Annotated in this window: 12 protein-coding genes; 11 read left to right on the top strand and 1 reads right to left on the bottom strand. The window is 30.6% G+C overall.

Annotated elements, in window-relative coordinates; translation table 11 throughout:
* Positions 1–546 precede the first annotated feature (546 nt).
* From ACVC08_RS09555 to ACVC08_RS09535, 5 genes are all read left to right on the top strand, one after another.
* On the top strand, positions 547–1,038 hold the full coding sequence (locus ACVC08_RS09555) for a hypothetical protein (RefSeq protein ID WP_452601866.1): 492 nt from the start codon (positions 547–549) through the stop codon (positions 1,036–1,038).
* Positions 1,035–1,295 carry a hypothetical protein gene (locus tag ACVC08_RS09550; protein WP_452601865.1) on the top strand — a complete coding sequence of 87 codons (261 nt, stop codon included), beginning with the start codon at positions 1,035–1,037 and terminating at the stop codon, positions 1,293–1,295. Before ACVC08_RS09555 ends, ACVC08_RS09550 begins: the two co-directional genes overlap by 4 nt.
* Before the next feature lie 152 nt (positions 1,296–1,447).
* Complete coding sequence (locus ACVC08_RS09545; protein ID WP_452601864.1) at positions 1,448–2,905, top strand: serine hydrolase domain-containing protein; 1,458 nt, start codon at positions 1,448–1,450, stop codon at positions 2,903–2,905.
* A 149-nt stretch (positions 2,906–3,054) separates the two neighbouring features.
* Positions 3,055–3,630 (top strand): Crp/Fnr family transcriptional regulator, encoded by a 576-nt coding sequence (locus ACVC08_RS09540; protein WP_452601863.1) that lies wholly within the window; start codon positions 3,055–3,057, stop codon positions 3,628–3,630.
* Positions 3,631–3,698: 68 nt separating this feature from the next.
* Positions 3,699–4,820: an SMP-30/gluconolactonase/LRE family protein gene (locus tag ACVC08_RS09535; RefSeq protein WP_452601862.1), complete on the top strand. Its 1,122-nt coding sequence runs from the start codon at positions 3,699–3,701 to the stop codon at positions 4,818–4,820.
* Between the two features lie 230 nt (positions 4,821–5,050).
* Here the strand turns inward: ACVC08_RS09535 and ACVC08_RS09530 are convergent, their stop codons facing one another.
* On the bottom strand, positions 5,051–5,731 hold the full coding sequence (locus ACVC08_RS09530) for a methyltransferase domain-containing protein (RefSeq protein ID WP_452601861.1): 681 nt from the start codon (positions 5,729–5,731) through the stop codon (positions 5,051–5,053).
* Between the two features lie 188 nt (positions 5,732–5,919).
* Between ACVC08_RS09530 and ACVC08_RS09525 the strand changes: the two genes are divergently transcribed.
* Genes ACVC08_RS09525 through ACVC08_RS09500 form a run of 6 tightly spaced genes read left to right on the top strand, consistent with a single transcriptional unit; the run spans position 5,920 to position 13,137 of the window.
* Positions 5,920–6,171 (top strand): DUF2200 family protein, encoded by a 252-nt coding sequence (locus ACVC08_RS09525; RefSeq protein ID WP_452601860.1) that lies wholly within the window; start codon positions 5,920–5,922, stop codon positions 6,169–6,171.
* A gap of 36 nt (positions 6,172–6,207) precedes the next feature.
* Entirely contained in the window at positions 6,208–6,867 is a 660-nt protein-coding gene (locus ACVC08_RS09520) for a hypothetical protein (RefSeq protein WP_452601859.1), read from the top strand.
* Entirely contained in the window at positions 6,842–7,990 is a 1,149-nt protein-coding gene (locus ACVC08_RS09515) for an AAA family ATPase (RefSeq protein WP_452601858.1), read from the top strand. The genes ACVC08_RS09520 and ACVC08_RS09515 overlap by 26 nt, the downstream gene beginning before the upstream one ends.
* On the top strand, positions 7,963–8,706 hold the full coding sequence (locus ACVC08_RS09510) for a hypothetical protein (RefSeq protein WP_452601857.1): 744 nt from the start codon (positions 7,963–7,965) through the stop codon (positions 8,704–8,706). The genes ACVC08_RS09515 and ACVC08_RS09510 overlap by 28 nt, the downstream gene beginning before the upstream one ends.
* A gap of 2 nt (positions 8,707–8,708) precedes the next feature.
* A complete protein-coding gene (locus ACVC08_RS09505) occupies positions 8,709–11,264 on the top strand; it encodes a ribosomal protein L7/L12 (RefSeq protein ID WP_452601856.1) in 2,556 nt (851 codons plus the stop codon).
* Positions 11,254–13,137, top strand: a complete 1,884-nt coding sequence (locus tag ACVC08_RS09500) for a hypothetical protein (protein ID WP_452601855.1) — start codon at positions 11,254–11,256, stop codon at positions 13,135–13,137. The genes ACVC08_RS09505 and ACVC08_RS09500 overlap by 11 nt, the downstream gene beginning before the upstream one ends.
* Positions 13,138–13,168: the final 31 nt, after the last annotated feature.

Raw genomic sequence — 13,168 nt, 5'->3', positions numbered from 1 at the left:
TTTTAAAAGTTGTTTAAAACCAGATTCATCATTTTTTAATTCAACATGACCTTTAGATTTACTGTAAATATCAAATACAGATTTACTAATGTCAATACCATAAATTTTTCTATCTTTAATCATAAGAACTGAATTTTGGAAAGAACAGATGCTACTCACATTTCAACAACTTGAAAACGAGATCTAGCTCTCACAGAACTGAACGAAGCTTAAGTAATTAAAGGGAGAGGATTATCAATGTTTTCGAAGTCTTAGCTTCTCCGTGTATAGTAATCTTATTTCTCTCTTTTGTTCTTTCTATTTTATTATATAAATTTAGTGAAAGACAAACTTAAGACGCACATAACTCATAGTTAATCAGTTAATTAATCGAAGTCAAGGTATATTTGGAAAGTCGCCGAATTTTTAAATTTGACGATTTCCAATAAAAAAGATAAATAGTAAAATTTAAAAATCTGGCTTGTGCTTAATCGAAAAATAATCGCTAATTTAACACGCTACAAGGCATATACAAGACCGTTGTACGCAAGCTAAAAACAGAACTAATTGAGAATTTTAGATTGGATAAAAAACAAAGAAATTAAATCGGAATTTGAAAAAGCATTTTCTGACTTAAAGAGAATGGGAGAAATTAAGCCAAGTGCGAAAAAGGCTTATGAATTACTTCGCGAATTGGACTTTAATACTTCTGACTCGCAATCTGAATTGTTGATTTCGGAATTTAATAAGATTCAATATCAATCGAATACCAATAGTTTTTTTTACTTCTATTTTCCGATTGTAACTCACATTTTATATTACAAACCAAAATATGAGAAAGACATTTTAGGATATTTAATCGAACCAAATTTTGCAAATGGAGATACAGAAACGAAAGATTTGATTCCATTAATCAAAAATGCAATGGAATTTAAACTGTCTGAAAACAAAAATTATCTGACTAAAGAAAGTAAAGATTGGATTCTAAATGAGTTACCTAAAATGGAAGAAGAAGTCGAAAGAGAAGTACAAAAGTGCTGGAAAGAACTAAATGAATGAATTACTATAAACGAAATTGGAATGAAACACGTGGAGACCAATATGATAGTTGGGAAAAATCTATTTGGTACTTTGAGACGGACGATAAAGGAGTAGTCTTAAGACAAGTTGAGGCGTACGAGAATGGAAAAGTCCTGAAATATGATAACCAAAATATTGAAGATGAGTTTGGTGGACTTGCAGACCAAAATCTTGATTTGAATGAATTTGTGAAGTTTTCGATAGAAAAAGAAGAGTTTGAAAATAAATGGAAATAAAAGCCAACGTAGAATAATAGCTATAATTCATTGTGGTTATGTGTCACATCAAAATAAAAGTATTAATCAATGACTGATTTCTCAGCGGAATAATCCTGCGGATGATTCCACAACGAAATCATAGCCGAGACCGTTAGGCACAATTTAAAAAAATGAAATACACATATTTAACATTAGCCTTTTTAATCATTATATCTGGATGTAAGCCTTCCGAAAAACTATTAAAAAAGAAAGATGACAAACAAAATTTAATAAATTTTTTATTTCAAGACTACATTGATGAAAAACCAAGTGCAAGTTTTATTGTTATAAAGGATGGCAAAATAAAAGATTGCCAAAGTTTTGGATATGCAGATTTAGAAAATAAAATTCCTGCTAATTGTGAAACTAATTATAGACTTGCATCTGTAACAAAACAGTTTACAGCGATGGGTATATTAATTTTAATAAATCAAGGAAAATTAAAATACAACACTAAATTAACAGAAGTAATTCCTGAATTTCCCGAATATGGGAAAGAAATTACTATTAAAAACCTATTGTCGCATAGATCAGGTTTGCAAGCTTATAATAAACTATATCCAAAAGACGCAGAAAAACAACTTATTGATAAAGATGTACTTAATCTTCTAATAAAACAAGACAGCCTTTTGTTTCCTGCAAATTCTAAATACAAATACAGTAATTCTGGTTATGCTGTTTTAGCTATGATTATAGAACGAGTTTCTGGCAGAACATTCCAAAACTTTATAGGCGAAGAAATTTTTGAAAAACTAGACATGACCAATAGTGTAGTGTATTCAAAAGATATACAGATTAAAAATCGAGCCTATGGTTATAAATTAATAAAAAGTAAATACAAAAACAGAGACCAAAGTAAATGGTCGGCGATTCAAGGTGATGGCGGTATTTACTCATCTGTAAGCGATTATGCAAAATGGGATGAAAGTTTATATAATGCAACACTAGTTAGTAAAGACTTAATAAATGATGCTTTCTCAAATTGGGATAAAAATGGGAAAACTGATGGAAAAGGCTATGGGTTTGGTTGGCAAATTGAGAAAAAAAACGGTAAAAAATACTTAATGCATGGAGGAAGCTCGACTGGTTTTTTAAATACTACTTTAAGAGTACCTTCTGAAAAGATTACTGTAGCTATATATACAAATAACGGGAGTTTAGGTGGCTTAAAAAGAAAAGCTTTAGGTTTAGCGAGTCTCTTTTCAGGTGACCAAATACCCATGCCTACAGAAATTGCACTTGAAAAAGATATTAAGGATAATGGTATAGAAAATATCACAACTAAATTTAAAGAAATAAAATCCAACCCGAGTAAGTATGATACCATTGAAGAGGGACTTATTAGATTAGGCTTCAGTTACTTTAAAGATGAGCCCGAAAAGTCACAAAAAGTGTTCGAATTAATTACAGCTGAATTCCCAAATTATTTTGGAGGATACTATGGATTAGGACAATACTATGCATACAAAACGGAGGGTAATAATAAGTTGGCTATAGAAAATTATAGAAAAGTAGTAGAACTGAATCCATCAAATGAACAACGACTTGTTAATCGTTCTAAAAATATGATTCAAAAATTAAGTAAATAAAAACTGTGCTTAACAATGCTATAAATAATTACTTGTTCTTGCCCACTTCTAAAAAATCCTTATGAATTTTAAGTTTAGTATGTGCTTTAAAAATTAAGTATTAACCTACGTAACTACTAATAGCTTAAATTGCAAGCAATAATTAAAAAATGGATGAATTAAGTAAAATATTAAAAGAATTAATTGGGTTAACAGAAAGCGAATGGGAGGTATTTGCTAATCAATTAAAAAGACAAAAGCACAAAGCTAAAACCATATTAATAGACGAAGGTAAAACGGCAAAATCGTTATACTTTATTGAATCTGGATTATTTAGAACATATAAAAAAATAGACGATAAAAATATTACAACCTATTTTGCTTGCGATAAGCAATTTGTAACCGTTTTTAACAGCTTTATAAACCAAATACCTTCGTCGGAAGTTTTAGAAGTTATTGAAGATAGTATCGTTTATGAACTATCTTCACATAGCTTACATCAGTTATATAAAAACTCTTTAAAATTTGAAAAATTTGGAAGAATTTTAGCCGAAAGAAATCATCTCTGTGCTTTAGAAAGAACTTTAACAATGCAGACAAAGTCGGCAAAAAAGAAATACTTAGATTTTTTAAAAAATTACGATAAAAAAATTGTAACCAGAGCACCTCAACACCAAATTGCAAGTTTCCTTGGTATAGCCTCAGAGTCGCTAAGTAGAGTTAGAAAAGAAATTCTCATTTCATAACAAATGTCAAGAAGTAAATAATAAAACGGTTATTTCTTTGTGTTTTATAATTTTAAAAAATAAACACAATGAAAATAAAAAAGAAAATAATGTTGTCAATTATTATAATACTTACACTATTTAGTATTAGCATTTTGTACAACTCTTGGTCATTTAGTGCTGTAGCTTGGTCTCCATTGCCAGTACAAAAACAAGAAGGGGCCTTAGCAGAGAATGAATTATTAAAAACAACAGAGCGAATTAATTTAGAAGGTTGGTATGGCCCAGAAGACATTGCTGTAGATAATCAAGGAAACTTATACTGTGGAGTACATATTTCTAAAACGGACTTCACAGATGGAAGGGTTTTAAAAATTGATACCTCTGGAAACGTTTCTGTTTTTTCTAATTCAAACTCTTGGGTTGCAGGGTTACATTTTGATAGCAATCAAAACCTTATTGCTTGCGACTTAGAAAGAGGCTTAATAAGTATCGACCAAAACGGTAAAATAAAAACTTTGGCTAGCGAAGATGAAAATGGCAACAAGTTTCTAATACCTAATGATGTAGATATCGCCAAAGATGGAATAATCTATTTTACAAATACATCATCAAAACTAACCTTTAGCAATAAGCATATTTGGAAACTATTAATGGAAGCTAAACCAGATGGCGGGCTTTACAGTTATAACCAAAAAACCAAACGCGTAAAAACACTTATAGATGGAACATATTTTGGAAATGGAGTTGCTGTATCTCAAAACGATGATTTTGTTTTAATGGTAGATTTAGCAAGATATAGGATCATTAGATATTGGCTTAAAGGGGATAAAAAAGGCACTAAAGACATTTTTTTAGATAACTTGCCTGGTTTTCCAAACGGAATTTCTAGAAGATTAGATGGTAGTTTTTGGCTTGGTTTTTCTACCAAAAGAGATGAAAGCTTAGACAATATACACTCTAAACCACTAGTAAAAAAAATCGTTTACGGCCTCCCTTCTTTTTTGCAACCCAAAGCAGTACCATACGGAATGTTAATGCACTTAAGTAGTACTGGTAAAATTCTAAAAACATATTACGATACATCTGGAGCGTATGTAGCAGAAGCGACCTCGGTTGAAGAGCACAATGGCTACCTTTACTTGGGTGGAGATACATCTGGGTATATTTCGAAATATAAATTAACAGAAACAAACAAAAACCTTAGGTAAATTACTTACACGACATAGTCTCTATATCAGGAGCAAATACAGTATTTAAAGAGACAGTAAGTGTTCCTGATTATATTAAATTTATGGCCCAAATTCGAGTCCAGCAGATTTTAAGAAAGAAAAACCTTCTACCGAAGCTTTACAAGACATTTATGCATTCTCATTATCTATAACAAATACATTAGAACATTTATCTTTCAGCGATTTATAAAAAACTAAAGTTAGCTAGATTAAAAAAGTTTATAATACGTAGTAACAATAGCCCCTTTATTATTATCTAAATCAAGAGATAGCAACTGTTTTTGTGTTATTACTTTTAAGTTAAATGGAGGCGCTAATAAATCTAGTCCGCTATCTTTTTTTAATCGAATACCCTGTCCAGAAATAATATCTTTATTGGGTGTAAAATTTCCCTTGGGCAAATGCTCCGTTACAATAACATGCTTATAATTAACTAGTTTACGCGCAACATTTTGCACTTCCGCATTAGATAAATGCTGTAATACTTGCCTTAAAATAGCACAATCGCCTACAGGTAAATTATCTACAGCTATGTCCAAACATTGAAACTCTAAATGCGCAGCTTTAAATTTTTCTGTATTTCTCGCTATCAGGTCTGTTACTATATCTACAGCTACATATTTTTTAGTATACTTTACTAACTCTTTTCCTACATTAAAATCACCACAGCCCAAATCGCATACTACTAAAGGCGTTTTAAAAGTGGTTAAAAATGTTTTTAAAACGTCTATATACGGATTTACTATTTCAAGATTATGAGAGCCTTCACCAGAGTAAAAATCGAACGTTTTATGACCTCCCCAAAGTTTCATTTTATATACTTGGGTCATTGCATCTTTAGTAGGCCAAGGTTTTTTTGTTTTTTTAAGTCCTTTCCCTCCAGCTTTCATACATACTTTTTTAGGGGCTATTTATATATAGATAGACAAACGTACAAATTAAATTCTAATTCCTAAATACAGAAATTCCAGTAAAAACCTTGTACACTATTCCTTTTTGCTATCTTAGTACACAAGTGTAAACAACCATTTTTTTAAGTAATTTGGTTAATAGAAAATTAAAACTTATGTCTATAAATATGAGTACAACGAGCCATTATGACGAACGCATTGCGAAAATGACATTTGTTTCCGTATACCCGCATTATGTAACAAAAGTTGAAAACAAAGGAAGAAGTATAGAAAAGCTACATCAAGTTATTGAATGGTTAACGGGATATAATAACAAAAAACTAGAAGCACTTATTAAAGACCAGGTACGTTATTTAGATAAACTTGTAGATGAATTAGCTAGAGGTCGTAAAATGGAAAAAATATTACGTGTTACCTAACATAAAACAAAACCTCCTTTATTCGAGAGCCCTACAATGTCTAAACTAAAACCAAACAACTTTTTAAAAACAATGTCTTCTTTAAGACAAGAAGAGCATCTAGTTATACACGATGATGTTTTAAAAACAACAAAAAGTGAGGATGACGATGTGCTTTTATTTTTAGAGCAAGATTATGAAAACGAAAGTTTAAACTATCCCTTTACGCCTCCTAAATTTAATCCAAAAGCTGCGCTTTGGGCTAGTAAAATAGTCTACTATTCGGCTTTATTATTATTACATCGCAAAGACACAAAAAAAGATTTAACCATACTATTTCCTAATTTTGAAGGAACTATTAACGCTTCTGCTATACTCTCGGCAGATTTATGTTTACGTTTTGTACCTCAAATTAATTTTGAGCTAAAACGTATTGATGCAGAAGACCCTTTAATTCTAATTTTAGAAACTATTTTAAAGACCTGGCATTATTCTGCTATACACAACGATTGCATTCCTCCAGCTATAGACTATGCAACCTTTTTTAAAAATGATTGTTTAACTCAACTATATCTAAACAGAATTATTGAAAGAAAACAATTACAGTGGGCAGAAATACCCTATATAAATACGCTATTACACAATAGACTTGGTTACTATAAAAACCATTTTTGGAACACTCTAAAACCAAATGAAATTAAAACAAATGAACACTAATATAGAACAATTAAAAGCTGTTTTACAACATATAAAAACAACCTTTATAGGTAAAGATGATGTTATAGATTTACTAGGTATTAGCCTTATTGCTAAAGAAAACACTTTTTTATTAGGGCCTCCTGGTACTGCTAAAAGTGCCATTGTAAAAGCCCTCTCTAAAGGCATTGAAAATGGTAAAAATTTCGAGTATTTATTAACTCGTTTCACAGAGCCTAATGAGCTTTTTGGACCATTTGATATTAAAAAATTAAGAGAAGGAGAGCTTGTTACCAATATAGAAGGCATGATGCCAGAAGCCTCCATGGTATTTTTAGATGAAATTTTTAATGCTAATAGTGCTATTCTTAATAGTTTACTTATGGCTCTAAACGAAAAAGTATTACGCCGTGGTAAACAAATATTAAAACTTCCTGCTTTAATGTTTGTTGGAGCAAGTAATGTACTCCCAGAAGATGAGGCCTTAGGCGCCTTATTTGATCGTTTTTTAGTAAGAGTAAAATGCGATTATGTAAACCCCGATTTACTAAATCAAGTACTGCTTGCTGGGTGGAAATTAGAAAAAAATGATATTAAAACACCACCAACTGTTACACCAGAACTAATTACTGCTTTACAAGCTCAAGCAAAACAAGTTAATCTTAGCCCTATTATTAACACTTACGTAGATGTAATACACAATATACGTAATACGGGTATTAATGTATCAGACAGACGTGCTGTAAAGCTTCAAAATCTTATAGCAGCAAGCGCTGTAATGTGTCATCGAGAAGAAGCCATTCTATCCGACTTATGGGTGTTAAAATACGTATGGGAAACCGAAGAGCAAATAGAAATACTTGAAGGCATCATTAATAATATTATTGAAAATGATATTACCGAAAGTTCTCACCCTCAAGCTCTATACAATAAAGCTCCAAACTCTGAAGACGTTATTAAAGAGGTTAATTTATTAAAAGAGCAATGGGCTAACGAATCATTATCTTTTGAAGAGCAGAATATTATAAAAGACAAATTACGCTATATACAGAGTAGAGCAGATTGGATTTCTAACCCAGAACAGAAACAATATATAAAAACAGAGATTGATGCATTATGGCAAAGCATTCTTCAAACCCTTTAGACTTTATAGTACTCACTACTAAAGAGTACATGCAATCATTATCGCAAATAAGGCACTTTAACAACCTTAAAGTTGCTTTTAGTGGTAATGATATTTGGATTAAAGGTTTTAGTTTAGAACAAATAAATGGCCCAGAAGTGAATACACTTCCCTCTAAATCTATATTTTATATTAAGGAGCTCTTATTATTTCCTAAGGACAGTTTATTACCAAAAACAAAATTACCAACGGCATTGTTATGGTCTCCAATTGCACAAGCCTTAGTAATAGAAGAACCAAAAATTAATTATAACTTTTTTGGAATTCACGATACCATAACTCCAAAAATTGTGCCTTCAAAAAAAGAACAAAGCACCTCTGCTATTTTAGCAATGCTTAATTTAAGTACAAAAGAAACAATAGAAAGTACGGCTTCGTATAGGTTTAATAACTTAAAATACACCATTATAAATACTAATGTATTATTAATTATTGGTACACCAACATTACCTATACAAGGCGATAGCTATTGGCTAGACCAAGACTTTTTATTTCCTAACGGACATCATTTAGAATACCCTATTTTAAGTTCTAATATTAATGCTAAAATAAATCCTTCCAGCTTATATTATGTATTGTGGCATAAAGACAGTAGTTATAGTTTAATTCCAAAATTAGATTGCCTCCCTTTAAGTATTAGCTCATTTAGATTGTCGTTATCTAGCACTAAAATATAACTATGCATAATTATTTTAAACCCTATAAAAACTATTTCTGGGAGTGGCAGGCTGCAAACTCAGAGGCTCCTAGTTATACTAATTATGTTAGTGCCATCCCTAATGGGCAAACCATTGCTTATTTTGATTCAATTTTAAATGATTTAGAGGATTTGGTAATACAAGGAATCCCGCCATTTGGGAGCTTTTTATTAGTTTTAATTGCTAGTAGTAATACTATTCAAGACGCTACTTTTAGCAAGTTTAAAACCGATTTAATTACAGAGCATGGACAGTCTAATAAAACAATTACAAATGCTATTATAATTTTAGATTATATCTGGGATTTACCTGAACACTATAAAACTGGGGAAAACAAAACGCAATTATTTCAAAATTTATTTAAAAACTGCCATAACAGATTAAGTAAAAATAAATCTAGATTGTTACTAGATAATACAAGAAAAGGACACTCTCATTACATGATGCAGCAAACAAGAGAGGCTGTAACTTATAAAACTGTAGAGGAAGACTTTAGAATTATCGCTTTGCTTGTAAGACGTTTTAAGTCTCCTCAAGATATTATTAATACTATTAATAACGTACCAGTAAATAATGAACTTGTAGAGACTATAACAATAGAAAAACGTTTATCTCCAGAAGTTGAAACCAATAAGAATCTAGTAGACCAATTAATAGAACATAAAGACACATACCAAATAGGAAGTTTAATAAAACGAATTTGGTCTGGGTTAAATATACCAATGCATAATAGTTTACCAAGCAATCAACCTTTAGGTGGTGTTTCGGACATTACTAATAAAGGAGATTTTAGTAGATTATTAATTTCTGAATTTGCTCACGACGATGATACGTTTATGTCTAGAATAGCAAATAACGAAGCTTTATATATAGAAAGAGAAACGCCTCCAGAGCATAATACTAAAGAGCGTATTTTTTTAATTGATGCCTCTTTAAAAAATTGGGGCATTCCCAAATTACTCTCTTTTGCTACAGCAATAGCTATAGCTACACATCCTAAATCGGATTTTTCGTATCGTGTTTATAGTATTGGAGACCATTATAAAGAAGCATTTATAGGCTCCACATTACAAGTTATAGAGAGTCAACATTTTTTATCGGGTACTTTACATTGTGCCAATGGGCTTCAATCGTTTCTAGATGAGCATACCGAAATAAACGCACAGGAAGTTTTTTTACTTACCGAAGAAGACAGCTTAAATAATAGTAGTTTACAAAATGTAATTTACACTAATTACAATACTATTAACTACATTATTACGACTAAAACAGATGGTGCTATTAATTTTTATAAACATCAAAATAAAAACAGAAAACATTTTCAGCACATTGTATTACCTTATCAAGAAATATGGGAATCTCAGAAACCAAAACCTAAGCTTCAGCAACCTATAAGAAGTAACGATTTACAATTAGATCACATCTTATTAGAACCAATAGATAAGTCGAACGCTGTTGTTATTCCGTATAAGAATGAAGTATACATTATTCAAAACTCTAATCTCTATAATTTAACTTCTAAAGGCATCAATAAAGGGCTTCAACTAGTGTATGAAAGGTTTCCATATAATTATAATTACCGTTATACGATTAAAACTAATGAAAAAAAAGAACGCCTTTTAGTTTCTTTTTCTAATAGAATGCGCCAAACGCAAACATTAAACCTTAGTACTAAAGAGCTTAAATCAAAACGTATATATAATAAAGCTTTTGATAATAATCCGGCTATTTTATATACTTCCGAAAACAATATTATTTTAACTAACAAAACCGATTTTTGGTCTATTGCTGACGACTCTAAATTATATAAGCTGAATGGAGGCGCTTCTTATCATGAATCCTTATTAAAGCATCAAGAAGCTATTTCTAATTTTAGGAGACAGCTTAGAGTAGACAAAATTAATTATAACATTCTTAAAAATGTAAGCGGTATTACTATAGAGTATCAAGACTCCAAATACTTCTTTATAGAAATTTCTGGGTTTACATTAGAAGACTCAAATTTACTAGCTAAGAACAAATCTTCATATTACTATCGTACTTTCGAAAACTCAATACCATTTAAAGCCAAAACAACACTCTATTTAAAACGAATTAGTGGCAACCCATTAAGTCTTATTAAACTCTTAAAAGTGAAGTTAAATATTTCTTTGCAGGACGCTCAAAAATTAGTTGCTAATGCGCCATCTATACTTGTAAGTGATTATAGTATTGAAAATGCTGAAACACTCAAACAAGAAATAGAAACTCTAGAGGCTATATGTTATATTAAAACAGATTATTTTGAAACTAAAGATGGTAGTACGATACATGTAAAAAACGGGCAATTTATTTTTAAAAGCAGCCTAGCTACTATTCCTATGTTTTATATAACAGCCGTTTTAAATTTTAAAATTGCAATGGCTACGCATAGCGAATTTGCAGGGAATAGTTATTTTTTACCCGTAAATAATAAGCTAACAACAATTAGCTTGGATAACTTTAAAACTAAATATATTAATCCATTTATAAGCCATATTATTACACATGAAGGTTAATATTACCCCAACTAAATCTAACACTCATTCCCTAAAAGGGATTATTATAAAAGGGCATACTCCTAACCTATGGCTTAATGCTTTGCAATTTTTAAATGTAGATTTAGTCCAAACGCCTATCTACGCTATTGCAAGTGCTAATGTAAATGAGCTGTATGGTTGCTTTGTTATGTTATCTACATTTAATGAGAGTGTAAAGCAGCTAAACGTTATTCTCTTTCAATCTATTCATGATTATATATACATCCCTGAATTCTCTAAAATAAGCCCGAAGCTTTCAAAAAAGGAAGCCGAATCTGTTTTTAATCATCCTCATATATTTCATCCAGATTTTGGTTGGGTTACATTAAACGAGCCTATTTTGTGGAATAACATATTGCAATTAGAGCAACCACAACATATAAATATTACTAAACCAGCAAAAACAATATACAGTCCACAAACTATTAAAAGCTTTCAATTAATTGCTGATGAAGAAATCGATATTATAAAAGCATTAGACTTAAAAGTTGAACCTCCAAAAAAAGAAACGCTAAATGGTTTTGACAAAGCCAAATTAAAGCTTTTTAAAACACTTTTTACATCTAAACAAAACAGCAAAGGCGGTTTTGATGTTGAGGGCAAAGGGTTATTTAAATGGCTTAATACCTCAGCTAATAGAAGCCACTCTACTAAATCTAAATGGAAAAAAGATTTCGAAAAGCTATTACTTAAAAATCAAAAAGAAACAGACAAACTACTTTCGCTATTTAAAAGCAATCCAAACTTAGCACTGTCTAGGGCACTACCTTTGGATATGCTAGGCACTTCTAGAGATGATGGTGGTGGTGTTTTTAAAGTATTTGGTTCTAAAAAAGGTGGAGGCAATTCTTTTTCTAAATTAATTTCTAAACTAGTAAAATGGGGTCTATTTTTTATAGTAGCACTTCTTGCCATAAAACTATTTAGCGGAATTACTAATAGTAGTCTATTGGGCTTGTTTACAACGCTTTTAAAAGTCATCGTTTTTACATTGGTAATTATTATAATCTTAGCTATTATTAATAGCTTTAATAGAAATACTAAAGGTGCTGACAATTCTGCTACCATAGATTCTGAACGCATGGAAGCTTTAAGGAAAGAGTATGAAAAGCTTGCAGATGAAGCTATTAAAAACAAGGATTACAAAAAAGCAGCATCTATTTATATAAAACTATTAAAAAACCACTTTAAAGCGGCAACAATTCTAGAAGAAGGAAAGTACTATCAAGAAGCAGCTCTTATACATTTAAAGTTTACTAAAAACAAAGAACTCGCTGCAAAAGCTTATGAAAGCGGGAAATTTTACAACAAAGCTATCCCCCTTTACACCGAACTTAATCGAAATGAAAAAGTTGGTGATTTATATAAGCTTACTAATAATAAAATGGAAGCAGATAAGCATTACCAAATTGTAATAGATAACTATTTAAAACAATCACAATACGTAAAAGCTTCTTTAGTTTACAAATATAAAATTGAAGATACTACTAAAGCTCAAGCACCTTTACTTAAAGGTTGGCGAGAAAATAATGATGCGTATAATTGTTTAAATAATTACTTTGGAAACTTCTCTAATGAAAAACTATTAAAACAAGGAATCCATTCTATCTATAAAGAAGAAACTAATAGTGCTAACATTAATACTTTTTTAAAAGCTTTAAAGCACGAATACACGAGGCATGAAACGCTTAAAGATTATGCACAACATATAGCTTTCGATGCTGTTGCAAATTACATTAAAGACAATCCTAGTATTGCCTTTGCTTTAAGTAGTTTTAATCCAGACAATAGTTTATTAAATACAGATACAAGTAAATTTGTAAAACAAGAAAAGAAAAAAAGAAGACAATAAAAAAAGTCTACACTTTTGTGTAGACTTTTTA

Source organism: Pontimicrobium sp. MEBiC06410 (assembly GCF_053601615.1).
This window is presented reverse-complemented; position numbering and strand designations above follow the sequence as displayed.

What these genes read in the sequence shown, in the direction of transcription:
- ACVC08_RS09545 (WP_452601864.1), top strand. Translation starts at nt 1,448, where the DNA reads ATGAAATACACATATTTAACATTAGCCTTTTTAATCATTATATCTGGA.
- ACVC08_RS09535 (WP_452601862.1), top strand. Translation starts at nt 3,699, where the DNA reads ATGAAAATAAAAAAGAAAATAATGTTGTCAATTATTATAATACTTACA.
- ACVC08_RS09500 (WP_452601855.1), top strand. Translation starts at nt 11,254, where the DNA reads ATGAAGGTTAATATTACCCCAACTAAATCTAACACTCATTCCCTAAAA.
- ACVC08_RS09525 (WP_452601860.1), top strand. Translation starts at nt 5,920, where the DNA reads ATGAGTACAACGAGCCATTATGACGAACGCATTGCGAAAATGACATTT.
- ACVC08_RS09520 (WP_452601859.1), top strand. Translation starts at nt 6,208, where the DNA reads ATGTCTAAACTAAAACCAAACAACTTTTTAAAAACAATGTCTTCTTTA.
- ACVC08_RS09530 (WP_452601861.1), bottom strand. Translation starts at nt 5,731, where the DNA reads ATGAAAGCTGGAGGGAAAGGACTTAAAAAAACAAAAAAACCTTGGCCT.
- ACVC08_RS09505 (WP_452601856.1), top strand. Translation starts at nt 8,709, where the DNA reads ATGCATAATTATTTTAAACCCTATAAAAACTATTTCTGGGAGTGGCAG.
- ACVC08_RS09550 (WP_452601865.1), top strand. Translation starts at nt 1,035, where the DNA reads ATGAATTACTATAAACGAAATTGGAATGAAACACGTGGAGACCAATAT.
- ACVC08_RS09515 (WP_452601858.1), top strand. Translation starts at nt 6,842, where the DNA reads ATGAAATTAAAACAAATGAACACTAATATAGAACAATTAAAAGCTGTT.
- ACVC08_RS09510 (WP_452601857.1), top strand. Translation starts at nt 7,963, where the DNA reads ATGGCAAAGCATTCTTCAAACCCTTTAGACTTTATAGTACTCACTACT.
- ACVC08_RS09540 (WP_452601863.1), top strand. Translation starts at nt 3,055, where the DNA reads ATGGATGAATTAAGTAAAATATTAAAAGAATTAATTGGGTTAACAGAA.